Consider the following 22964-nt stretch of genomic DNA (forward strand, 5'->3'; position numbering starts at 1 on the left):
GACCGCGGGATCAGGCGGCGAACAGGTCTTCGTCGAGGCTGCGACGGGCGCGGTTGAGGCTTTGCTTCGCGGTTTGGTTAGCGGTCATGGCGCCGAGGATGGCGGCGACGTTGTTGCCGCCGGGAGCCCGGGCCTTCGCGGGCGTGGCGAGGCCCTGGATGCGCTCGGCGAGAGCGGCCATGCGCAGGGCCCGCTCGTCGTCTTCCGGTACGGCGGCGGTGGGGGCGAGGCGGAGCGGAGCGGCTTCGCGGACCGGCTCGGGCGCAGGAGCGGCGACCGGAGCGGTGACGGGGCCGCGGGCGATGAGGGCTTCGAGCTGGGCCTTGACCTCGCGCGCCTTGACGATGCGGTCGTGCAGCAGGTCGGTTTCCTGACCGGAGGCCCGCAGGGAAGCGAGCGCGGACTCGGCCCGGCCGGCGGCGGCGTTGAGATCGGTGACGGCCGAGGCGAAGGCCAGCTGGCCCTCGCGCAGGGCGGTCAGCTTGCGCTCGAGCCGCACGCCGTAGCCGAGGGCGGCGACCAGCAGCAGCATCAGAACGCCGTCGAGGATCATGCCGGTCATCAGCGTCTTCCCTTCGCGAGGCTGGAGGCAGTGTCGACGTCGATCGGAGCCTCGACGCGGACGGCGATATGCTGGCCCTTGCGGCCCATCCGCCCGGTGGTCAGCGGGATCGAGCCAGCGCGGACCGAGATCTCCGAATCCGGGGTGGCGTTGAGCATCAGGGTGTCGCCGACCTTGAGGTTCAGCACCTTGGACAGCGGCATCTGCTGCTCGTCGAGGACCGCGCGGACCTCGGTGCCGGTGGTCCAGAGTTCGGTGGCCAGGTGGCCTTCCCAGATGTTGTCGCGGCCGAATTTCTCACCCATGAACTGCTGCAGCAGCATCTTCCGGATGGGCTCGAGGGTGGCGTAGGGCAGCAGCAGCTCGATACGGCCGCCGCGGTCTTCCATGTCGATGCGCAGCTTTACCAGGATGGCGGCGTTGGCCGGGCGCGCGATGGCGGCGAACCGCGGGTTGGTCTCAAGCCGGTCGAGGTTGAAGTGGACCGGGGTCAGGGGCTCGAAGGCGGCGCGGGCGTCGGCCAGCACGACCTCGACCATCCGCTGGACCAGCACCCGCTCGATGGTGGTGTAGGGCCGGCCCTCGATGCGCAGGGCGGCGGTGCCCCGGCGGCCGCCCAGCAGGACATCGACGATCGAATAGATCAGGTTCGAATCGACGGTCAGCAGGCCGTAGTTGTCGAGCTCCTCGGCCCGGAAGACCGCAAGGATGGCCGGAAGGGGGATGGAGTTGAGGTAGTCGCCGAAGCGGATCGACGAGATGTTGTCGAGGCTGACCTCGACGTTGTCCGAGGTGAAGTTGCGAAGGCTGGTCGTCATCAGCCGCACGAGGCGGTCGAAGACGATCTCGAGCATCGGCAGCCGCTCGTAGGAAACGAGGGCCGAGTTGATGATGGCCCGGATGCCGGACCGTTCGGAGCCGTCGTCCTCGCCAAGGTCGAAGCCGAGCAGGCTGTCGATCTCGTCCTGGTTCAGGACCCGTTCGGACATGACCGGCGCCTCGGCCTCGGCCAGGGGATCGGGCTCGGCGAGCGGATCGGGACTTTCGGCGAAGGCCGCGTCGGTCATGCCTAGTTCACCAGCATTTCTTCGATCAGCACGGCGTCGACCTTGCCGGGGGCGGCGATCAGGTTGACGCGGCGCAGGATCTCGGCGCGCAGCTGGAAGCTTCCGGCGGAGCCCGCGAGATCGTCGGCGGTGAGCTCGCGCAGGAAGGTCTGGAACATGTCCTGCATCCGCGGCATCTCGGACTGCAGCTGCTCGGCGAGGGCCGCATCCTGCATCTCGAGGGTCAGCTTCAGCTTGAGGAAGGTGGGCCGGCCGTCGGCGGCCTGGATGTTCACCACCATGTCCGGCAGGGTGTAGAAGGTGACGCCGTCGGGGCCCTCGGCGATGACGCCCAGGGCCGGGTTCGCCTCTGCGCCGGCGGCGGCGCCGTGGCCCCCGCTCTTCTTCTCGGCCTTGGCGTGGCCGCCCTTCTTCTCGGCGCCGTGACCACCGCTCTCGGCCGCCTCGGCCTTGGGCTGCATGAGGAAGAAGGCCGCGCCCCCGCCCCCGCCCAGCACCACCAGAGCGGCGGGGATGACGATGAAGAGCAGCGGCAGCTTCTTTTTCTTCGGCGCGGCGTCGAGGTCCCCGTCGACGGTCTCGCCGTCGGTGACGGCCGGCAGGGCGGCGTCTTCGCTCGCCGCCGCACCCTTCTTCTTGCCGAATTTGAACATGCCACGCGCCCCGAGAATCTCTCGATCCATTCGAGCGGTTTTTGGTTAACGAGGCGCTAAGAACCGGCAAATCCTGCCGGGCGCCATGGGCAGCTTTGCGGCTGAAACACCCGCCCCGCTTGGGTTGACCCTGTTGGCACGACCGTTGCGAAGGGCTTGGGGCGAAAGGAGCCGCCCGTGGAAAACGCCGCCTATGTTGGACTGTCACGCCAGATGACGCTGCGCCGCGAGCTCGACATCGTGGCCAACAACATCGCCAATGCGGACACCACCGGCTTCAAGGTCGAGCAGTTGCTGCTCGGCGAAGAGGTCGGCGAGCGGGCCCGCAACGCTTTTGTCCGGCCGGGCGTCAGCTTCGTCATGGATCAGGGCGTGGGCCGCGACTTCGGCCAGGGCGCGCTGGAACAGACCGGCCGCACGCTGGACTTCGCCATCGAGGGCGAGGGCGCCTTCTTCGCCCTGAAGGACGGGGCCGGCGACGCCTACACCCGCGACGGGGCCTTCACCCTCGACCCCGAAGGCCGGCTGACGACGCAAGGCGGGGCGGCGGTTCAGGGCGACGGCGGCGAGATCATCCTCGATCCCCTGCTGGGCCAGCCTGCGGTCGCGGCGGACGGCACCATCACCCAGAACGGGCAGCCGGTGGGTCGCCTCAGCGTGGTCCGGTTCGACAGCCTCGCCGTGCTCGAGAAGGGCGGCGACGGCCTGTATCGCAACGCCTCCAACGCTACCCCGGCCACCGCCAACGACGTGCAGATCCGGCAGGCGATGCTGGAAGGCTCCAACGTCAATCCGATCCTCGAAATCACCAATCTGATCGAGATCCAGCGCGCCTACGAGAGCGTGACCCGGATGATCGAAAACACCAACGACCTGTCCCGTCGCGCCGTCGAGCGCCTCGGGCGGGCCGCTTAAGGAGAGCAGGACATGAGAGCGCTCAGGACCGCCGCTTCCGGCATGGCCGCCCAGCAGCTGAACGTGGAGGTCATCTCCAACAACATCGCCAACATGAACACCGTTGGCTTCAAGCGTCAGCGCGCCGAGTTCCAGGACCTGCTGTACCAGAACATCGAGCGGATGGGCGCGCAGTCGTCCAGTCAGGGCACGGTGATCCCGACCGGCATCCAGATCGGCGCCGGCGTCAAGGCGGGCTCGGTCTATCGCGTCACCGAACAGGGCACGCCGACCCAGACCGGCAGCCGCTACGACATCGCCGTCGACGGGCGCGGCTATTTCCAGATCCTGATGCCGTCCGGCGAGACCGCCTTCACCCGCGCCGGAAACTTCTCGGTCAATGGCGAAGGCCAGCTGGTCACCGACGACGGCTATGCGGTGCAGCCGAACATCTCGATCCCGCAGGACGCCATCGACGTCTCGATCTCCAAGTCGGGTCAGGTGCAGGTCATCACCCAGGGCGAGACCGAACCGCAGGTCGTCGGCCAACTGGAACTGGCCACCTTCTTCAACGAGGCGGGGCTGGAAGCCGTCGGCGACAACCTGCTGCTCGAGACCGCCGCATCCGGCCCGGCCAATGTCGGCACGCCCGGCGAGGTCGGCTTCGGCGAGCTGCTGCAGGGCTACACCGAGGCGTCCAACGTCGACGCCGTGTCTGAGATCAGCGCCCTGATCATCGCCCAGCGGGCCTATGAGATGAACTCCAAGGTCATCACCACCGCCGACCAGATGCTGTCGGTCGCCGGCCAGGTGAAATCGTGAAGCTCCTGATCCTGGCCGCCGGACTGCTGCTGGCCGGTCCCGCATTCGCCGGCCCGGTCACCCTGAAGGCCAATCCGGTGGACGAAGACGGCCGGATCACCCTGGGCGACCTGTTCGACGGGGCCGGATCGGCCGCCGGCGTGGTGATCGGCGCCCGTTCGGGCCCGTCCGTGGTGTTCGAGGCCGGTCAACTTCAGGCCATCGCGCGTCAATCGGGACTCGACTGGGCAAATCCGACCGGGTTGCGCCGGGTGGTGGTCCGGCATGCCGCGGCAGCGCCGGCTTCGACGCCGGCGACGAATAACGCAGCGCCCGCCGCCGCCGCTCCCACGCCTGTCCGCATGGCTCCGGGCCGCGCCGCCTATGCCGAGCGGATCATCAGCCGCAACGACATCGTCGAGGTCGCCTACGAGGCCGGCGGCGTGCGCCTGACCATCGCCGGCCGCGCCGAAGGCAACGCCGCCGAGGGGCAGCGTATCGCCATCCGCAACCTGCAGTCCGGCCGCACCATCGACGCCGTCGCCACCGCCCCCGGCCAGGCCGTCGCCGGCCCGGCCGCCCACGCCTTCCGCACCCAACAGCTTGCCGCCCGATAGGGAAACAGTACCCATGCGCACCGTTCTGATCGTCACCGCCGCCGCCCTGTCCCTCGGAGCCTGCTCCACCGCCATCGAGGCGGTGCGTGGCCCGGAACTGGCCCCCATCGGCTATCCGGCCGCCCTGGTGCCCACCAACCAGGTCTATCTGCCCTCCCCCGAACAGCAGCAGGCCGAACGCGCCGCCAGCGCCAACAGCCTGTGGCGCACCGGGACCCGCACCTTCTTCGGCGATCAGCGGGCGCGCCGGATCGGCGACATCCTGACGGTGAACATCGACATCGACGATCGCGCCCAGACCCAGAACTCGACCCAGCGCAGCCGCTCGAACGACATCTCGACGGGCATCAGCAACTTCCTGGGCCTCGAGAACAGCCTGGGCCGGGCCTTCCCCGGCGGCTTCGACCCGGCCAACATGGTCGGCATGGAAGGCGAGCTGAACGCCAACGGCTCGGGTTCGGTGAACCGGTCCGAGAAAGTCAGCCTGACCATCGCCGCCGTCGTCACCGACGTGCTGACGAACGGCAATCTGGTGATCCAGGGCCGGCAGGAAGTGCGCACCAACCGCGAAGTCCGCGAACTGACCGTCGCGGGCATCGTGCGCCCCGAGGACATCAGCTCGGCCAACACCATCGCCCACACCCAGATCGCCGAGGCTCGCATCAGCTACGGCGGCCGCGGCGACATCAGCCGGGTGCAGGCGACCCCGGCGGCCCAGTCGCTGGTCGAGCGCTTCAGCCCGTTCTGATCCGCCTCGGGCGACAGCCCCGGCGACGGCAGGAACTGGACGCCCCGGACCGTGTCCGGGGAGTTTCAATTGTCGAAGATCGACATTTCCTCCAGCGGAGCCGTGAACCGTTAACGGAAACCGGCGTTTGGCCCTCCAGACGCGAGCACCGTTCCATGTTCAAATTCGCCATCCCCGCCGTCGCCGCCCTTGGGCTGATCGCGGCCGCCGCCCAGTCGCAGGCGAACAACGCCGACATCCAGACGGGGCCGTCGGCGATGAGCTGGCATCTGAGCCACGAGGGCGAGATGGCCAAGCTGGCCTACGGCATGGCGAACTCCGACCAGCTGGCCCTGATGATGACCTGCGAGCCCGGACAGGCGCAGGCGGTCGTCTATGGCGACGTGCAGCCGGATACCCCGCGCCTGGTCAAGGCCTCGATGACGGCCGCGCCGATCGACCCGTTGAGCGGCGGCATGGCCGACGAGACCCGGATTTCGCTGCGTGATCCGTCCCTGCAGAAGCTGGCCCGCAGCGGCAAGCTAGCGGTCGAGGGCGACGCCGGTCACTTCGAATTGACCGCCAGCGGCGACGAACGGCGCCTCGTGCGCGAGTTTTTCGCCTATTGCGGAAGCGAAGCGGTCTGATCTCATCCTGTGAGCGGACCTTCAGCGGGGGCTGAACCATGATCGTCATGTTTGCCGGCCTCGCCCTGACGGCGATGCAGGCCGCGCCGCCGGAAACGGCCTGGACGTGGACGCTTTATGCCGATGAAGCCCGCGTGGCGCTGGCCAACGAGGTTCCGGACACGCCCAATCTGCGCTTCACCGCCGAGTGCGATCCGGGGACGGGCGTCGCTCGCGTGACCCTGTATGGCGCCAACGGCGAGGCAGGGATGGCGCGGGTCATGGCGGGCGAGGCCTCGGCCGTGACGGAATCGACCGCGGAGCGCGGGGGACTGAAGATGGCGCTGCGGACCGATCATCCGGTGTTCGCGGCCTTCACAGCGGACGGCCGACTGTCGGTGGCGGTCGGCGAGAGCCGGAGCGCCGTCGAGGTTCCCCGGCCCCACCTTGCTAAACTGCGCCGCTTCGCCGAACTGTGCTCGGGCTGACCGCCCGGAGACACCTGATGCGCGCCCCTGCCATGCTCCTCCTGTCGGGCCTGGCCCTCGCGGCCTCGGCCTGCACGACCGTCGAGCCGACGCCCGCGCCGCTTCCCGTCACCGGCGGAAGCAGCGGCGCCCCGCAGCCCGTCGCAGGCTATGACTGGTTCTTCCATGCGGACGAGGAAAACGCCCGGCTGGCCTATGGGCTGGCGGAGAGCGACGATCTGAAGCTGGGAATGGAGTGCGCGCGGTCGACGGGGCGGCTGCTGCTGAACGCCATGGCCGAAAAGGGCGCCAAGGCCGAGATCCATGTCGAATCCGGCGGCGAGACGGAGCGATTCCCGGCGGAGGCCGAGCCGTCCCAGCTGAACGAAGGCGTCTTTCTGAGCGCCGAGGCGTCCGCCGCCGAGCCGGTGTTCCAGCGGTTCCGCCGAGTAGGCTGGCTGGCGCAGTGGCGCGACGGACAGCGCGAGGCCTATGCGCCGCATCCGGAATCCGCGGACGGCATCGAACGGTTCTTCGCCTTCTGCGGCTGATCCCCGGCTTGACGGGCGGGCCTGCGTCCGGTGCAGTCCGCGCCTGTTCGAGGGGGACGTCCATGAAGACCGTGATCGCCATCGGGGCCGCCGCCCTGTTCGCCGCCGCCGCGCCCGCGCTGGCCGGCCCTGCCCTGCAGACGCCGCCGTCGGTCGCCCGCAACGCCGAGGACCCCGCCCTCGCCGCCGTCCTCGCCGACTACGAGGTCTATCTGCGGGCCAATGACCCGATTTCGGCCGGGTTCGAGGGGGACCGCGAGGCGCTGGCCCGGCTGCCCGACGTGTCGCGCGCCTTCGAGCTGGCGCAGGCGCCGGTGCTGAAGGCGTTCGCTGACCGGCTGGCCGCCATCGATCCGGCGAGGCTGAGCGACGACGACCGGCTGAACCACGCCTTCCTCGGCTGGGTGCTGCAGCGGTCGCTGAGCCGTATCCCGCTGGATACCGACCGGATCGGCGCCTTCAACTCGGAGGGCGGGCCGGGACAGTCGGCCGCCTATATCGCCAGCGTCACCCGCATCACGGGACGCGAGGACGCCGAGGCGTGGATCGCCCGGCTGGAGGCCCTGCCGAAATTCTATCGCGACCAGCTGGCCAGCGCCCGGCGCGGGCTGGACAGCGGGCTGGTCCAGCCGCGCTCGATCGTCGAGAACGCCCTGACCCTGATGGAGCCGGAGACGGCCTATACGGCCCAGACCGATCCGCTACTGAAGCCGTTCGCCACCCTGCCCGCCTCGATCCCGGCGGAGGAACAGGCCCTGCTGCGCGCGCGGGCGCAGGCTGCGGTGGCCGGGGGCGTGATGGAGGCGCGACGCGAGTGGGCGCGGTTCCTGCGCGAGGACTACCTGCCCCGCGCGCCCGAGAGCCTCGGTCTGGTGCACCGGCCGGGCGGGCGCGATCTCTACGCCTTCTTCGTCCAGGGCTACACCACGACCGACCTGACGCCCGACCAGATCCACCAGATCGGTCTCGAGGAGGTCGCGCGCATCCGGGCGCGGATGGATACCGAGATGAAGGCAGCGGGCTGGACCGGCGACTTCGCATCGTTCCTGGCCTTCCTGCGCAGCGATTCGCAGTTCTATTCGACCACCCGCGAGGACCTGCTGGAGAAGGCGTCGGAAATGGCCAAGCGGGCCGACGACGGCCTGCCGGCGCTGTTCGGCACCCTGCCCCGCACGCCCTATGGGGTCCGTCCCGTGCCGGCGGAAATCGAGGCCAACTACACCACCGGGCGCTATTTCGGCGGCTCGATGGAGAACGGCGTTGCGGGCGGCTACATGGTCAACACCTCGGCGCTGAACCAGCGGCCGCTGTATGAACTGCCGGCCCTGACGCTGCACGAGGCGGTGCCCGGCCACCACATCCAGATCGCCCTGCAGCAGGAGGCCGAGGAAGGCCCCTATTTCCGCAAGAGCGTCGACGTCACCGCCTTCACCGAGGGCTGGGGCCTGTATGCGGAGTTCCTCGGCGAGGAGATGGGCTTCTACCGGACGCCCTACGAGCGGTTCGGACGGCTGAGCTACGAGATGTGGCGGGCCTGCCGCCTGGTGGCGGACACGGGCATCCACTGGCTGGGGTGGGACATCGAACAGGCGCGCGCCTGTTTCCGCGACAACTCGGCCCTGGCGCCGCTGAATATCGAGACGGAGCTGCAGCGCTATATCGGCTGGCCCGGTCAGGCGACGGCCTACAAGATCGGCGAGATCCGGCTGCGGGCGATCCGGACGCGGGCCGAGCGGGCGCTGGGCGACCGGTTCAACGTGCGCCGCTTCCACGACGCCCTGCTGGTGGACGGACCCCTGCCGCTTGCGCTGCTGGACCAGCGGATGGATCGCTGGATCGCGGAGGAGCAGGCGCGGCCGGCGGACTAGAGACCCAGCGCCGCCCTCGCCTTCTTCGTCAGTTTCGCCGCGACGATGCCGTGGGCGATGGCCAGATGCTCGGACAGTTCGTCGTCGGCCCAGTCGTCGATCCGCGGCAGGTTTACCCATTTGTTGCGGGCCATATAGGGCGCGGGGCGGGCGTGGCCGGTTTCGGTCAGCACCTCATAGGCGATGTCCGAGACCTTGAACGAGATGCCGCCGCTCTCCCCGACCATGGCGAAGATCTTGCCGCCGACGCGGTAGGCGTCGTGGTGCTCGCCGAACGGATGGTCCAGCGTCGTCGCCGGCAACGCCAGGCAGACCCTGCCGACCCCCGCCCGGTCCATCTAGGCCTCGACGCCGACGCCGATGGGGCAGGTCACGCCCGTGCCGCCGATGCCGCAGTAGCCAGCGGGGTTCTTGGCCAGATAGGCCTGGTGGTAGTCCTCGGCGAAGTAGAAGGGCCCGGCGGGGGCGATCTCGGTGGTGATGTCGCCGCGACCCGCCTGGCGCAGGGCGGACTGATAGGCGTCGCGCGACGCCTCGGCCTCGGCCTTCTGTTCGTCGTTCAGATAATAGATGGCCGAGCGGTAGGTGGTGCCGACGTCGTTGCCCTGACGCATGCCCTGGGTCGGATCGTGGTTTTCCCAGAAGGTCTTGAGCAGTTCGGCGTAGCTGATCTCCTGCGGATTGAAGACCACCTGCACCACCTCGGTGTGGCCGGTCAGGCCGGTGCAGGTTTCCTCATAGGTCGGATTGGGGGTGTAGCCGCCGGCGTAGCCCGCCGCGGTGACCCAGACGCCCGGCAGTTGCCAGAACACCCGCTCCACGCCCCAGAAACAGCCCATGCCGAACACGGCGGTCTCGAACCCCTCCGGGTGCGGACCCTTCAGCGGACGGCCGTTGACGTAGTGGACCTCGTCGGTGCGGACCGGCTGGTCGCGCCCCGCAAGGGCGGCTTCAGGCGTGGGCATTTCGTGGGATTTCTTGAACAGCATGGCGGGCCTCCGGGGATCGAACGTTCGAGGCCTATATGGGATGTTCGGCGGCGCTTGCCGAGGGGGGCCGGTTGTTCTAATCAGCGCCCCTCGCCGGATCGACCTCCGGCGTTCACGCAGGTCGTGGAAACGGACAGGTGGCGGAGTGGTCGATCGCGCACGCTTGGAAAGCGTGTGTAGGTGAAAGCCTACCGAGGGTTCGAATCCCTCTCTGTCCGCCACGCACTTCCTGAATAACCGCCGGGTCCCTGTAACCCGGGAAATAACCCCGACATTACCGTGCCTTCGCCGAACCCGGAGACGGACAGCCCGTCTCTGATCGTGGGATTTCGCCTGCAACACCCCGTTTTTGCCGCCGCCGTCTCCGTTCGCCAGGCGACGGGTCGTTTTCCGCTGCCTGGCGCCTATCCCTGAAAACAGGGAAGTACAGGGAAATCGCTCGAATTTTCGATCCGAACGCTCATCGTCGCAACCCGAAACGCCCCGCTACGACTGGGATTTCAGGCGAGCTCCCCTTCCTTTTCCCGTAACAGGAACAGGGAATTTCCCACCGGCGAACAGGGAATATTTTCAGAGGAACAGGGAAGCGCTCTGCCGGATCAGGGATCCCGCGTCTGGGTCTCAGCCGGCAGCGTAGAGACGGCGCTGCGCTTCCCAGTCGAGGGGCATCTCCTGGCGGGTGACCGCCTCCAGCGTCAGGCCGGCCGGCAGGCATCCATCGAGGATCGCCGCCTTCAGGTCCGGAGCCAGGAACGCCGTGCGGATGGTGCGGGCGGCGTAGGCTGCGGTCACGCCTTCAGCGTCGGCGATCTGGTTCAGGGTTTTTGTCTGGCCCGTTAGCAGCTGGCGCTTCCAGGCCTCGGCCCGGATCAGGGCGGCGCTGAGCGCAGGGTCGGTGGCGCGGTGATGGATCGCGGACTGGCCATCCGGCCCGATGGCCACCTTGGCCCCGCCGCGTTTCACGACCCGGACCGGGATGGTCAGAATCCGGTCGGGTCCCCGGCGCTCAAGCCGGTCGATCGAAATCCGGTCCTGCGGTCCCAGATTGCGGCTTGCCTGCTCAAGCATCGCCTCATCGAACTGGAGGGTAACGGCGTCGCTCGTGACTTCGACGCGGTCGATCAGGTTACGGATCGCCGACCAGTCCGGCGACGCCTCGGTCTGGATACACAGCTTCAGCTCGTGCAGGCGACGGGCCACGATCTCCTCGACGATGTGGGCCGAGACGCGTGTCACGGCGCCCAGGTTCTGACGCCGCCCGGCCTGGATCGGGCTCGAGACATAGTACCGGTAGGTGGTCTTGCCGGGCCGCGCCGCCTTGAGCGGCGTCATGCGATTGCCGGCGGAATCGAAGATGATGCCCTTGAACGGCGCACCTTTCTGGGGCCGCCGCACCTCGCCGGGCTTCCTCGTCTTGAGGTCGTTCTCGGCCAATCGTGCCTGGACTGCATCGAACAGGTCCCGATCCACGATGGCGGGATGCTGGCCGGGGTAGCTGGTCTTCTTGTGGGGGATTTCTCCAACGTAGGTCCGATTGTGCAGGATGTGGAACAGCGCCCCCCGGTCAATCCTGCGCCCACCCCTCAGCACGCCCGCCTTGGTGGACCAACTCTTGGATACGACACCCGCCGCCTCAAGCTCCTGGACGATCTTGTGGGCTGAGCCCACCTCAAGGTAGCGCCGGAAAATCCAGCGCACCGTTTGGGCCTCGGCCTCGTTGATCGTCAGGGTGCGGCCGGCGGCGTCATAGCCCAGCGGGAGGTTTCCCCCCATCCACATCCCCAACTTCTTCGAAGCCGCGATCTTGTCCCGGATCCGCTCCCCCGTGACCTCCCGCTCGAACTGGGCGAATGACAGGAGGACGTTCAACGTTAGGCGTCCCATGGAAGTGGTGGTGTTGAAGGCTTGGGTCACACTGACGAAGCTCGCGCCGGCCCGGTCGAGCACATCCACGATGCGGGAGAAGTCAGTCAGGGCGCGGGTCAGGCGATCTACTTTGTAAACCACCACCACGTCGATCAGCCCGGCCTCGACGTCATCGAGCAGACACTTCAAGCCGGGCCGAGCCATGTTGCCCCCGCTGAACCCGCCATCGTCATACACATCACGCAGAAGGGTCCAGCCTTCGCCCGCCTGGGAGAGCACATAGGCCGCGCAGGCGTCGCGCTGGGCATGCAGCGAGTTGTAGTCCTGCTCCAGGCCTCCTCGGTGCTCTTGCGCGTGTAGATCGCGCAACGGAGGGTGCGGCCAGTCGGGCTCATGCCGAGGCTCCCTCTCACAGTCCAAAGAACCGGGGCCCGTTCCAGCGAACCCCGGTGATCAGGCGAGCGACCTTGGACAGGCTCGCGTGCTTCTGGCCCTGCCAGACGTAGCCATCCGGCCGGACCTCGACCTCGTGGCGCACGCCCTGCCATTCCCGGATCAGGGTCGATCCCGGTTGGAAGGTCGAAGTCCGCAGCCGGGGCTTCTTGCCCGTCCGGTGTTGGCTCGCCGCGCGGGACAGCCGTTTGTCCAAGGCGACCGACTGGCCGCCGGCTTCGATCTGCAGCGCTTCAGCCAAAGACCGGCGAAGAATGTCGGTCGAGCGCACCGGGGGCGGCTCGCCGAGCCGCTCACGCCACACCGCACGAAGCCCCTCGATGTCCATGGCCGTGAGGCTGGCCAGCGTTTCGCGCAGGCCCTCCATCATTGAACGGGCTCCGTCGGGGCGCTGATCCGCCAGACTCGTCGCTCGCCATCCTTGTCGCTCGATACGGTATGGCCGCGCTTCTTCAGGGCTCGGGCTATGGCCCCGCGGATCGAGTGAGCCTGCCAACCGGTTGCCTCGATCATGGCGGGCATGTCGGCTCCATTCTTCCGCTGGAGCATGGTGACCAGCCGGTCGAGTTTGGACAGGGCGCGCGGGGTTGGGGCGGCGGGTTCGGTATTGGCTTTGCGGGACATGGTGACGTTCCTTCGGTTAAAGAGCGCGAGGTTGCGCCCTACTGAGCCGAGCCCGGACTGCCGGGCGGGAACGGGATCACTACCGCTTGCTGTGCAGCGCTAGTCCAGTCGAATAAGCGATCCTCCGCCTTGTCCTCAGGCTACGCCTCACCATCTGGGGATTGCCGAGTGGCTGTAGTCTTGATTGTGCTCTTGTTGGTGGACCCGAGGGTCCTGGTTCTGGGCTAGGCCCTTTGGCGCTGTAGCGCCCTCCCCCACATTGGAAGTCCGTAGTTTCCGGCGCGCGGCTGAACACCGCTGATCGGTTCCGCACCCTTCCCATCACCCCTTACCGGCGCCCGCCGCCAACGCGCTTTTGCGCGATCGCGGACCTGCGCCTGATCATCAGGAGAGCACATCATGTCGACCGATCCCGCCCAAACCATCGCCCAACAAATCCCTCCCTCGGTCCGCCTGGCGGTCGAGAACCTTCCCATCGCCGAGCTCGTGCTTGGAAGTCGCCAACTCCGGATTCGCAAGAAGAGTGTGCTGGAGGTCATGGGCGCTAGCATCCGGCAGTTCGGCTTTCTCGTCCCGGTTCTGATCGACGGTGAGAACCGGATCATATGCGGCAAGGGTCGCGTCGAGGCCGCCCGCTTGATTGGCATGACCGACGTGCCCTGCATCCGGATCACCCACCTGTCGGACGCCGAGCGCCGTGTCTTTGCTATCGCGGAGAACCAGCTGGGCCAGCTCGCCGGTTGGGATCAGGAGACACTGAAGATCGAGCTGAAGGAGCTGGCCGGCCTGGATCTGAGCTTCAGCCTGGAACTCACAGGCTTCTCGGCCCCCAAGATCGACAGCATCATCTTTGGCGGCGAGAGCGGAGACGCACGCGAGAACGCGATCCCGGCCCTGACCGATGACGTGGTCAGCCTCGTCGGCGACCTGTGGGAACTCGGTGAGGGCCGCCTCCTCTGCGGCGACGCCACCGCCTCGGACAGCTTCGTGACCTTGCTCGCTGGCGAGAAGGTCAGGGTGGTCTTCACCGACCCACCATACAACGTCGCCGTCGCGGGCCACGTCACCAGCGGCGGCAAGCATGGCGAGTTCGTCATGGCGTCAGGCGAGATGACGGATGGCGAGTTCACCGAGTTCTCGACCAAGGTAATGCGACGGGCGAGCGAGAACCTCATCGACGGAGGCCTCCTCTACTACTGCATGGATCACCGCCACCTTGAGCACACGCTGGCGGCCGCCAAGGCAGTGGGTCTGGAGCGGCTGAATCTGATCGTCTGGGACAAGAAGGCTGGCGGTATGGGCAGCTTTTACCGCTCCCGTCACGAACTGATCTTCCTGTTCCGCAAGCGTGGAGCCTCCACCTGAACCGGGTTGAGTTGGGAAAGCACGGTCGCGATCGTTCGAACGTCTGGACCTATGAGGGCGTCAACTGCGACACCCGAATCAAAAGCGGTGATTGAAGCATGCCCAAAACTGCAGAGGACGTCGCCGGTGAGGCCTATCAGGTGATCGGCTCTCTGGCTGCCACGGCCGGCATATTCAACCATCTGGAGGTGCAGCGCGCGCTCGACTACTTCAGCGGTGACCTGAAGGGCGAAATTCTGCCGTTCGTTCTGTCGGAGCCAGAAAAAGCGGACCCCGCAGTCGGTGTTGAAGCCTCCGAGGACACTGACATCCCCACCCTGACCGCCGAGGACTTCGCGCGCGCTCGCCCCGCGACGGAAGTGTTCTCCGCCGAGTCGCTGGAGGACTTCAGGTCTAAGCGCGACAAGAAGCCGGACGAGAAGCGCGAGGACGACGACGCCTAGGGCTTACGGTCCATTCCGGCGCGGATGAGGGCTAGCGCGACACCCGCGCTCGCCGCGACCAGAACAGCTAGCAAGCCCGGCAGTTCAGCTATGCTGATGAGCGCCACCACGCCGATGGCGACCACAACCGCGAACACCCTGAACAGTGTCAGCAAGGCTAGGCTCCGCGCGGGAACGACAGCAGCAGGAGCACCAGGCCGCTATTCATTGGCCGAATAGCCGCCCCCTTCCCGCCGCTCTGCACAATCGTCAGCGCCCCATCCGGCAAGGGCCACATGCCGTAGCCGACCGGATGCACACGTCCCCTGAGGATGGAAATCAAACATTGCTCAAGCTCCAGGGCCTCAGAACCAGCCGTTCTCGCGATAGGCCGGCAGGCCGGCCAGCTGACCGTCCGGATCCAGCGTCATCATCCAGTCGCCGAAGAACGACTGATGACCCTCCAGCCGCGCCTCGAGCCCGAGGAACAGCGGTCCCGTCTCGTCGGCTCCGGGCAGAACCAGCGGTTCGTCGGCGAATTTGAGCGCCTCGGCGCCCGGCAGGACGAGGGGCTGATCGTCTGCGATGGCCGGCAGGACCAAGCCATCGTCCACCAGCGTCGGCAGAACCAGCATTTCCCCATCCTTGGCCGCCGGCTCCAGCGGGGCCGGAGCGCCGTAGGTCAGGGTGGTGGTGGTGTTGTTGGCGTAGCGCAGCACCTCGATGGAGGTGACGAAGGTTGAGCCGTCGCGGCCGGCGACGCTGTCGACGATCCGCCAGCCCGCGCCTTCGGCCGTGATGGTGTAGTTGGCGGCGACGCCGCGCAGCTGCAGCTCGTCGCTACCCAGACCGCCGTTGATGGTGTCGTTGCCGCCGCCGCCGCGCAGGATATCGTCCAGAGCGCCGCCGGTGATGGTGTTGTTCAGGGCGTTGCCGCTGCCCACGAAGCTGCCGGGCCCGGTGTAGAACAGGTTCTCGACGTTATTGCCCAAGGTGTAGGAACCGACCCGCGCCTGCACGGTGTCGATCCCTTCGCCGGCCAGCTCCACGATCGTGTCGAAGGCGTCCAGGATGTAGAGGTCGTCTCCGGTCCCGCCCTGCAGCTGGTTGTTCACCCCGCCCGAGCCGCCCATCAGGATGTCGTTGCCGCCGCCGCCGACAAGGACGTCCGAGCCGATGCCGCCCTGGATGACGTTGGCGTTGGCGTCGCCGTAGATGACGTCGTTGTAGTTCGAACCGATGGCGTTTTCGACCGAGGTGAAGGTGTCGGTGGCCCCGTCGCCGTCGTTGGTGGCCCGCTGCAGGTCCAGCCGGATCACCGTCGCCGCCGCGGCCAGGGTGTAGTCCGCCGTGTCGGTTCCCGAGCCGCCGTTCATCACATCGGCCCCGCCGCGGCCGCGCAGCACGTCGTCGCCCGCGCCGCCGGTCATGACGTTGGCCGCCGCATTGCCGGTGCCAGTGAAGTTTCCGACGCCGCCGAAGATCAGGTTCTCGACATTGACGGCCAGCACATAGGTTCCGATCCGCGCATCGACGGTGTCGGTCCCCTCGCCCGCGGCTTCGAACACCGAATCCGCCGCCTCCAGCACATAGGTGTCGTCGCCGAGCCCGCCCTGGAGGGCGTTGAGCGCGCCGGAGCCGCCCCACAGCACGTCATTGCCCGCGAGGCCCAGCAGGGTGTCCGATCCCAGCCCGCCGCGCAGCACGTTTGCGCCGCCGTCGCCGATCAGGGTGTCGTTGAAGGCCGAGCCGGTCAGGTTCTCGACGCCCGTGAAGGTGTCGGTCCCGCCGTCGCCGTCGTTGGTCGACCTGTTGGCGTTCAGCTGGGCGTTCACGGCCCCCGCGGCGGTGGAATAATCCGCCGTGTCGATGCCGGCGCCGCCGTTCAGGACGTCCACGCCCGCGCCGCCCCGAAGAACGTCGTCGCCGTCGCCGCCGTTCAAGGTATCGGAGCCGCCAAACCCTTCGATCTCGTCGGCGAAGCCCGCACCGGCGAGAGTCTCAGCCGCATTGGTTCCTCCGAGATACTGGCCGCCGCCGGCGCCCACGACCAAAGTCATGTCGTCGAACCGCAGCCGCTCGACTGTCGTGAGGGTGTCGACGCCATCCGGGCCACTGACCGTTGTCGTCGCGCCCACGGTCGAGACGGTATAGGCCGAGCGCAGGCCTGCGAAGACCGCCGTATCGATCCCTGCACCGCCGTCGATGGTGTCATTCCCCTGCAGACCCGTGATCGTGTCGTCGCCCGCTCCGGCAGTAATGTTGTTGACCCCTGTGGTGCCGACCAGAACGTCAGCGCCGGCGGTGCCATTGACCGTTGTCGGGAATGGCGCGCCCTCGGGCGTGAAGAAACCGTCGGAGAACTGAAGTCGCTCGACCCCTCTCAAGGTATCGACTCCGTCTGGGCCTGACACGGTGGTCACGCCAGCGCTCGTCGAAATCACGTAACCGGAGCGGAGGCCGTTGAAGGTGGCCGTGTCCATTCCGTCGCCGCCGTTCAAGGTGTCGGCGCCGGCGCCTCCGGTCAGTGTGTCGTCGCCTGCCCCGCCGTCGAGGCCGTCATCGCCGACACTGCCCTGAAGGATGTCCGAGCCTCCGAGGCCGGTGAGCGCATCGTTGCCCGCCCCACCGTTCAGCGTGTTTGCCTCGGCCGACCCGGAGAGGGTGTCGTTTCCGGCGCCGCCGCTGGCGTTCTCGATCGAAACAAGAATGTCCGCCAGGCCGTCTGCGCCTCTTGCCGTCCCGGCCGCCAGATCGACCGCCACCGCGGTTGCCGAGGCCCCGAAGATCACAGTATCCCGGCCATCACCGCCTTCCAGACGATCGATCCCAGCGCCACCGTTCAGGCTGTCGTCGCCCGCGCCGCCGCGCAGAATGTCGGCGCCGTCGCCGCCATCGAGCACATCAGCCCCGGTCGCCCCGTCGATCGTGTCGTTTCCCGCGTCGCCAAACAGGCTGCCCTGACCGCTGATGAGATCGTCCCCGGCATCGCCATGCATGACCCCTGAAGCCGTGAGGGAGCCTTTGATAACGTCGGCGCCGTCGCCGCCGTTCAGCGTTCCCTGGCCGAACAGCCGGTCGTTTCCAGCGCCGCCGCTGATGATGTTGGCGCCGCTCGCGCCGTCCAGATAGTCGTCGCCCGTCGAGCCGGTGAAGCGGTCCGCGCCGGACCCGCCGACGACGGCTTCTATCGAGCGAAAGCGCTCACCGCTCCAGGTCACCCAGCCACTGGAATCGCGAGCCGCGTTCATGTCGACGGTGACGGCGACCGTTCCGCCGATCACGGCCATGTCCCAGCCGTCTCCGCCGTCGAATTGATCGACGCCGTCGCCCCCTATGAGGATGTCGTCGCCGCCATATCCCCAAAGTTCGTCGTTGCCAGCGGCACCGTCGATCCGGTTGGCGACATTGGTCCCACTGAGGCTGTCGCCAAAGCGCGAGCCGATCCAGTTCTCCACCGAGGTCATGCTGAGCGCGCCAATGACGGTACCGCCGGGCTGGTTGTCCAGCCGATAGGCGGAAATCCCGCTCGAATGGATCGGCCCTTCTCGATCCGCGAAGGACACGGTGTCATTGCCCCCGCGTCCGTCGACGACATCCCGCGTAGTGGTCTTGGCCTGACCGACAGCCCACTCCACCGTCATGAAGGTGTTGTCGGCGTCATTGCCGTAGAGGTTGTCGGCGAGATTGGTGCCGATAAGGTTCTCGATACTGATGAGGGTCAGGTCGAAGTTGGAAAAGCCGGCGCCAGAACCGGTGCTGTTGCGGCTGTTGTCCAGCAGATCGATCGTAACGCCGACGTAGCCTCGGAAGTCCGCCGTATCGATGCCCGCGCCGCCGTCGTAAACGTCGTGGTCGCCGCCCAGCGAATAATGAATGATCCGGTCGTCACCGCCGCCGCCCAAGAGATGGTTGTCGGCCTGGTTTCCGCGCAGAACGTCGTTGCCCGCGCCCCCCCAGACGTTTTCGAAATCGGTGATCGTATCGGTCCCGATTGCAGCCCCCGTCGCGCGTCCATTGCCGCCGTTCAGGCCCAGCTGGACGTCCACGCCTTGGGTGTCAGCGAGATAGATCAGAGTATCTTGGCCCGTCCCGCCATTGAGGATCTGGTTGCCGTCGTTCGCGCTTTGCGGCGCTTCGCCAGGCGCCGCCGAGACTTCAGGCGGCGCGCCCCGAACGCCAAAGGACACCCAGTGCACCGCATCATCGCCACCACCCGCGTCGATGTTGCGGCCGCCGGCGTTGATGAGCGTCTCATCGCCGTTGGGATCGCTCCGCGGTTGTTCGCGACCCTCGCGCACGGCCTGAATCGCGGCCGCGTCCTCTTGAGCCGCCTCCATGATCAGCCGCTGGAACTCAAGCCGATCATTGGTCATCGCCAGCTTCAGGATGTCGAATCCGACCTGGGTATCCCCCTCAGGCGTCACCAATGCGAGCATCCCGGAGCCGTTCTGCGGTGCGTCGCCCTTGACCCCGTCCGCCCAGGGATCCCACCAGTTCTTCTGGGGATGTTCGATCGCGACTTCGAGGCGCTCGCCCGGCGAATAGCCGAGCAGCAGGATCTTCGTCGCCGCCTCGGCAAGGCCTTTGACCCGGGCGCTGGCGCCGAGTTCCTGGTCCAGTGCGCCCCAGCTCCCGAAATGCTTCACCACCTTGCGGTCGATGGCGATGGCCAGGAAGCCGATGGCGAGGCCGAGGGTGATGGGCTCGATAATTCCCTGGGGATCGTCCGGATTGGACGGGCCGGCCTTGGCCGCTCCCGCCGGCGACAGGAGGCCGGCGTAGAGGTTGAGGCCGAAGTCCATCATGCCCGTGAACTGGAGATCCGCCTCGGCGAAGGCGGCGGACCCGTTGTAGGAAATCTCATCGAAAACTGTGACGGGGCCAGCCGCGCGGGTGAGCATGACCCCCGAACCGTTTTCTCCGTTGTAAATCTCGGCCTCGAAGCGCGTGCCGGCGGCGACGCTGTCGAGGCGGGCCGAGGTGAAGGTGGTGAAGGTGGCGTCATAGGCGCGTATGTCGCGCGACCCATCGGTGTTGACGTGCACCATGGTTCGACCCACCGGATGGGCGGTCTGGAACACCACCGCGTCGTCGTCCGCAGCGAACTCGGTCACCCGGTCGCCGGCGTCAACCAGATAGAAGTCAGACCCCGCGCCGCCTACCAGTACGTCCTGCCCGCTAGCCGAGCCGTCGGGATTGACGCCGATCAGGAAGTCAGCCCCGTCCTCGCCCTCAAGCCGGTCGGCGCCACCCATGCCGACGAGGGTGTCGCCGCCGATCCCTCCGCTGAGCGTGTTGACGCCCTGGTTGCCGACGAGGCTGTCGGCGAAGTGCGAACCGCGCAGATTCTCGATCGAGATGAGGCTATCCACGCCCGCGCCGAGGGTGTCCTGAAAGCCGAAGACCTGCAGATCGACGTCAACGCCGGCCGAGGCCAGGAAGTAGTCGGCGGTGTCGGTTCCGGCTCCGCCGTCGATTGTGTCGCGGCCGGCCTCGCCGCCGAGCACGTCATTGCCCCCCAGACCCTGGAGGTGATTGTCCATCTCGCCGGCGCGAGAGCTGCCCAGGATGCGGTCGGCGTTGGCTGAACCGATCGCGTTTTCGACGCTGATCAGCGTATCGGCACCGCCCGATCCGTCCGTGGCGGTTCCGGCGTGCAGGTCGACGTTCACCGCGGCTGCAGCCAGCCGGTACTCGACGGTGTCCAGCCCGGCGCCGCCGTCGTAGATGTCATTGCCGAAGTCAAACTCGCCGGCGGTCACTGCGGCTGCGAAGGTGTCGTTGTCCGCGCCGCCGAACAGCTTGTCGTTATTCAGGCCGCCGAACAACCTGTCGTCGCCGGCTCCCCCCTCAAGCCAGTCGTCGCCGCCCCGCCCGTGGATCTCATCGCGACCTGCCAGACCGATCAGCCGGTCCTTGTTGATGTTTCCCTCGATCACATCGTCGCCGGCGAGCACTGCATTGAGAAGCGCGGCCGAATTGCCGGCTGCCATCCAGTCGTAAACCTGACGCGCGCTGAGGTTCAGGCCCGTGATGCGGTAGACAAGCTGGCCGTCTTCAGCCTCGCCCGCCTGTGTGACCGTCCCCCCCACTATACGCGTGCCGGAATAGGTGAAGCCGAAGCCGCCGAGCGCGAAATAGGAATCGGGCTCCTCGCCGGGCTCAGGATAGGGCGGATAGAAGACGTAGGCGTAGGTGGCGGTGCACCAGTCCTCGTCGATCCGACCGGCCAGAAGGCTGCCGATCGACAGGCCGATCATATCGTTGGCGTACTCTTGCGAGGTGTCGCCAATGCCCAGCTCTACACGTGCCATCTGCCCAGTCCCATTTACAAAGAATGTTTGGCCTTGGAGACTTACCCCAAGTCCCCCGCCGCTCTTCCCACCCCAGCGCCGACGCGCAAGATGGGAAGGCGGCGGGGCTCAACTGCCGTCAGCGGCCCTCAGAACGAGAATCGGGCGCCGACCGTCACCGCGTGCGACGTCGTTTCAGCTTCAAGTTCGTAGGCGAAGCCGGGCTCGCTGTAGGCGGCGTCAAAGTCTGCGCCCCGGAAATAGCGATACCCGATGTCCCAGGACATGGTCTCGGAAGCCTTGATCGTCACGCCGGCCTTGACCTGCCAGGCGACGCCGGTGCCGACTTCGTCCTCGTCGAGGTCCGGCGCTTCGAAACGTGTGGCGCCATAGCCGACACCGGCCCCGATGTAGGGCTGGAAGCGCTCGCTGGAGCCGAGGTCGAACAGCACGTTCAACATCACTGCCGCTTGGCTGACCGACACCTCCCCCAGGTCGTAGGTGTCGGCGCCGTCGGTCACGATCGTGTCTTCAAGGTCGCCGTTCGAGTACAGGACCTCCCCCTCGAACCGCATCATCCCGTTGTCGCGGCCGAACGCACCGCTCACGAACAGTCCGCGATCGATGTCGAACTCCTCATCGGCTGTCAGGTTATCTGGCCCATCGACCAGCGACCCCGACAGGTCCGTCGACGAACTGACCGTCGCGCCCAGATTGGCTTGGAAATAGTTCTGGGCCGAAGCCGAGCCGGCCATGCCGAGGACCGTTGCGGCGACGCCGCAAAGCAGGATTGACGTTTTCATTCCCCATTCCTTTTCTTTTACGCGAGTTCGCGTAACGCTGTGCGTCCCGCGTGTAAGGAAACTCGTCGTCTACAAGATTGTAGAGGCGGGCCATCGAGAGGTTTGGAGATCGGCTTGAGCGGCGTTTCCTTCGATGACCGCGTCTTTGCTGTGACGGAAGCGCTCCAAGGCGCCGCCTTGGGCCTGTGTGAATGGAGCGACGCCATGAAGGCGCTCGCGGACGCCACGGGTTCGAAAGCGGGCGAACTCATCGGCCTTGGCCGCACCTCTTTCCAAGTCATCACTGAGATTTCGGCCGAAGAAATGCAGGGATTCACGGCCGCGAACGGGCATGACCCCGCGGTCAGCTCGCGCGTCCGCGTCGGCATGCGCGCGCCGGTGCTTCAACTGCTGGACGAGTCACATTTCGACAGGGAGGGCGACTTCAGGCGGAGCCCGGCTTATCGCGACGTCGTAGAGCGCCTGGACATCCCCTTTGCCCAGATCACGATCCTGCAGCGGTCACCCGAGGTGACACTGGGTTTGAGCATGCTTCGCACCGCTCGCGCCGGTGACATGCCCGCCGACCAGAAGATGTTGCTCCAGTCGGCCGCACGTCATGTCGCCGGGGCGGTAAGGGTGAGCATGGCCGCCGAAGGCCGGGCGATGGACCTGACTGCTGTGGGCTTCGAGCAGGCCGAACAGGCCGTGTTCATACTCGATCGGGCGGGCCGACTGCGCGCGATGTCGGCTCCCGCTGAACGGCTGATCACCGTTGGAGACCTCAGGCTGAAGGATGGAAGACTGTCCGTTCGGGACGTGACGGTGAATGCGCTGGGAGCGGCGATCGACCGCGCACGCGCCGTCAGAAACATCGCAGACAGTCCGGCGGGCACGGTCTTGGCGCAGGACGCCTGCGGCATTGCCTACCCCTTGGAAGTCCTGCCCCTGCCCTCCCGGAACGGGTTTGATTTCGAAGCCGGCGTTCTCGTGGTGGCGCGCCCACCCCGGGCTGTAGAGCATAGAGCCGCGGCCGTGGCTGCGAGCCTGTTCGGCCTGACGCGGGCCGAGGCCGCCGTTGCGGGACTCCTTGCCGCCGGCATTACCGCGACTGAGATTGCCGCAAAGCAGGGCGTCGCCGTCGGTACTGTACGCACGCATATCCGCCGCATCTTCGAGAAGTCTGCGTGTCGGAACCAGATGGCATTGGTAGCGGCGATCGTTTCGCGGATGTGAGGTCAAGGGGCGATGGCCCCGTCAGCCCGGACTTATCCATAGGTACCGCGGCATGCCTGGCGTGGCTCACGGCCCGCTCGACCAACTCGTTCCGCTCC

Annotated in this window: 22 protein-coding genes and 1 tRNA gene; 12 read left to right on the forward strand and 11 right to left on the reverse strand. The window is 67.1% G+C overall.

Going from position 1 to position 22964, the window contains the following annotated elements; genetic code table 11:
- Positions 1-10: 10 nt before the first annotated feature.
- The 3 genes from GGQ87_RS00160 to GGQ87_RS00170 are packed head-to-tail and all read right to left on the reverse strand — an operon-like array spanning position 11 to position 2282.
- Positions 11-562 carry a DUF6468 domain-containing protein gene (locus GGQ87_RS00160; protein WP_168044719.1) on the reverse strand — a complete coding sequence of 184 codons (552 nt, stop codon included), beginning with the start codon at positions 560-562 and terminating at the stop codon, positions 11-13.
- On the reverse strand, positions 562-1629 hold the full coding sequence (fliM, locus tag GGQ87_RS00165) for a flagellar motor switch protein FliM (RefSeq protein WP_168044720.1): 1068 nt from the start codon (positions 1627-1629) through the stop codon (positions 562-564). Before fliM ends, GGQ87_RS00160 begins: the two co-directional genes overlap by 1 nt.
- A gap of 2 nt (positions 1630-1631) precedes the next feature.
- Positions 1632-2282 carry a flagellar basal body-associated FliL family protein gene (locus GGQ87_RS00170; RefSeq protein WP_168044721.1) on the reverse strand — a complete coding sequence of 217 codons (651 nt, stop codon included), beginning with the start codon at positions 2280-2282 and terminating at the stop codon, positions 1632-1634.
- A 177-nt stretch (positions 2283-2459) separates the two neighbouring features.
- Here GGQ87_RS00170 and flgF point away from each other — a divergent pair, with 177 nt between their 5' ends.
- From flgF to GGQ87_RS00210, 8 genes are all read left to right on the forward strand, one after another.
- The gene (gene flgF, locus GGQ87_RS00175; protein ID WP_168044722.1) at positions 2460-3197 is read left to right on the forward strand and encodes a flagellar basal-body rod protein FlgF; all 738 of its coding nucleotides are present in this window, start codon (positions 2460-2462) and stop codon (positions 3195-3197) included.
- 12 nt (positions 3198-3209) lie between these two features.
- The gene (gene flgG / locus GGQ87_RS00180; protein ID WP_168044723.1) at positions 3210-3998 is read left to right on the forward strand and encodes a flagellar basal-body rod protein FlgG; all 789 of its coding nucleotides are present in this window, start codon (positions 3210-3212) and stop codon (positions 3996-3998) included.
- Positions 3995-4594 (forward strand): flagella basal body P-ring formation protein FlgA, encoded by a 600-nt coding sequence (locus GGQ87_RS00185; RefSeq protein ID WP_342448274.1) that lies wholly within the window; start codon positions 3995-3997, stop codon positions 4592-4594. Before flgG ends, GGQ87_RS00185 begins: the two co-directional genes overlap by 4 nt.
- A gap of 13 nt (positions 4595-4607) precedes the next feature.
- Positions 4608-5342: a flagellar basal body L-ring protein FlgH gene (gene flgH, locus GGQ87_RS00190; protein ID WP_168044724.1), complete on the forward strand. Its 735-nt coding sequence runs from the start codon at positions 4608-4610 to the stop codon at positions 5340-5342.
- A 155-nt stretch (positions 5343-5497) separates the two neighbouring features.
- Positions 5498-5968 (forward strand): hypothetical protein, encoded by a 471-nt coding sequence (locus GGQ87_RS00195; protein WP_168044725.1) that lies wholly within the window; start codon positions 5498-5500, stop codon positions 5966-5968.
- Between the two features lie 38 nt (positions 5969-6006).
- Positions 6007-6435, forward strand: a complete 429-nt coding sequence (locus GGQ87_RS00200) for a hypothetical protein (protein ID WP_168044726.1) — start codon at positions 6007-6009, stop codon at positions 6433-6435.
- Between the two features lie 17 nt (positions 6436-6452).
- Positions 6453-6965 (forward strand): hypothetical protein, encoded by a 513-nt coding sequence (locus GGQ87_RS00205; RefSeq protein WP_168044727.1) that lies wholly within the window; start codon positions 6453-6455, stop codon positions 6963-6965.
- A 62-nt stretch (positions 6966-7027) separates the two neighbouring features.
- Positions 7028-8833, forward strand: coding sequence for a DUF885 domain-containing protein (locus GGQ87_RS00210; RefSeq protein ID WP_168044728.1), 1806 nt, complete (start codon positions 7028-7030; stop codon positions 8831-8833).
- Here GGQ87_RS00210 and GGQ87_RS00215 read toward each other — a convergent pair.
- The gene (locus GGQ87_RS00215; RefSeq protein ID WP_168044729.1) at positions 8830-9171 is read right to left on the reverse strand and encodes an MmcQ/YjbR family DNA-binding protein; all 342 of its coding nucleotides are present in this window, start codon (positions 9169-9171) and stop codon (positions 8830-8832) included. The genes GGQ87_RS00210 and GGQ87_RS00215 overlap by 4 nt on opposite strands.
- Positions 9172-9822: a peptide-methionine (S)-S-oxide reductase MsrA gene (msrA, locus tag GGQ87_RS00220; protein WP_168044730.1), complete on the reverse strand. Its 651-nt coding sequence runs from the start codon at positions 9820-9822 to the stop codon at positions 9172-9174. It abuts the gene before it with no gap.
- A 131-nt stretch (positions 9823-9953) separates the two neighbouring features.
- Here msrA and GGQ87_RS00225 point away from each other — a divergent pair.
- Positions 9954-10043, forward strand: a tRNA-Ser gene (locus tag GGQ87_RS00225).
- 400 nt (positions 10044-10443) lie between these two features.
- Here GGQ87_RS00225 and GGQ87_RS00230 read toward each other — a convergent pair.
- The 3 genes from GGQ87_RS00230 to GGQ87_RS00240 are packed head-to-tail and all read right to left on the reverse strand — an operon-like array spanning position 10444 to position 12765.
- Positions 10444-12057 (reverse strand): recombinase family protein, encoded by a 1614-nt coding sequence (locus tag GGQ87_RS00230; protein ID WP_168044731.1) that lies wholly within the window; start codon positions 12055-12057, stop codon positions 10444-10446.
- A 40-nt stretch (positions 12058-12097) separates the two neighbouring features.
- On the reverse strand, positions 12098-12511 hold the full coding sequence (locus tag GGQ87_RS00235; RefSeq protein WP_168044732.1) for a DUF2924 domain-containing protein: 414 nt from the start codon (positions 12509-12511) through the stop codon (positions 12098-12100).
- Positions 12508-12765: a DUF3489 domain-containing protein gene (locus GGQ87_RS00240; protein ID WP_168044733.1), complete on the reverse strand. Its 258-nt coding sequence runs from the start codon at positions 12763-12765 to the stop codon at positions 12508-12510. The genes GGQ87_RS00235 and GGQ87_RS00240 overlap by 4 nt, the downstream gene beginning before the upstream one ends.
- Positions 12766-13164: 399 nt before the next feature.
- Here GGQ87_RS00240 and GGQ87_RS00245 point away from each other — a divergent pair, with 399 nt between their 5' ends.
- Together GGQ87_RS00245 and GGQ87_RS00250 are read left to right on the forward strand one after the other, a co-directional pair.
- Positions 13165-14130, forward strand: a complete 966-nt coding sequence (locus GGQ87_RS00245; RefSeq protein WP_168044734.1) for a site-specific DNA-methyltransferase — start codon at positions 13165-13167, stop codon at positions 14128-14130.
- A 98-nt stretch (positions 14131-14228) separates the two neighbouring features.
- Positions 14229-14573 carry a hypothetical protein gene (locus GGQ87_RS00250; RefSeq protein ID WP_168044735.1) on the forward strand — a complete coding sequence of 115 codons (345 nt, stop codon included), beginning with the start codon at positions 14229-14231 and terminating at the stop codon, positions 14571-14573.
- Here GGQ87_RS00250 and GGQ87_RS00255 read toward each other — a convergent pair.
- The 3 genes from GGQ87_RS00255 to GGQ87_RS00265 all read right to left on the reverse strand — a co-directional run bounded on the left by GGQ87_RS00255 (position 14570) and on the right by GGQ87_RS00265 (position 21651).
- Positions 14570-14728: a hypothetical protein gene (locus tag GGQ87_RS00255; RefSeq protein ID WP_168044736.1), complete on the reverse strand. Its 159-nt coding sequence runs from the start codon at positions 14726-14728 to the stop codon at positions 14570-14572. The two genes, GGQ87_RS00250 and GGQ87_RS00255, sit on opposite strands and share 4 nt — an antisense overlap.
- 189 nt (positions 14729-14917) lie before the next feature.
- Positions 14918-20869, reverse strand: coding sequence for a calcium-binding protein (locus GGQ87_RS15520; protein WP_168044737.1), 5952 nt, complete (start codon positions 20867-20869; stop codon positions 14918-14920).
- A gap of 128 nt (positions 20870-20997) precedes the next feature.
- Positions 20998-21651, reverse strand: a complete 654-nt coding sequence (locus GGQ87_RS00265; protein WP_280644076.1) for an outer membrane protein — start codon at positions 21649-21651, stop codon at positions 20998-21000.
- A gap of 114 nt (positions 21652-21765) precedes the next feature.
- On the opposite strand from GGQ87_RS00265, the gene GGQ87_RS00270 reads away from it, so the two are divergent.
- Entirely contained in the window at positions 21766-22866 is a 1101-nt protein-coding gene (locus GGQ87_RS00270) for a helix-turn-helix transcriptional regulator (RefSeq protein ID WP_168044739.1), read from the forward strand.
- Positions 22867-22964: the final 98 nt, after the last annotated feature.

It is taken from the genome of Brevundimonas alba (assembly GCF_011927945.1).
Classification (GTDB): domain Bacteria; phylum Pseudomonadota; class Alphaproteobacteria; order Caulobacterales; family Caulobacteraceae; genus Brevundimonas; species Brevundimonas alba.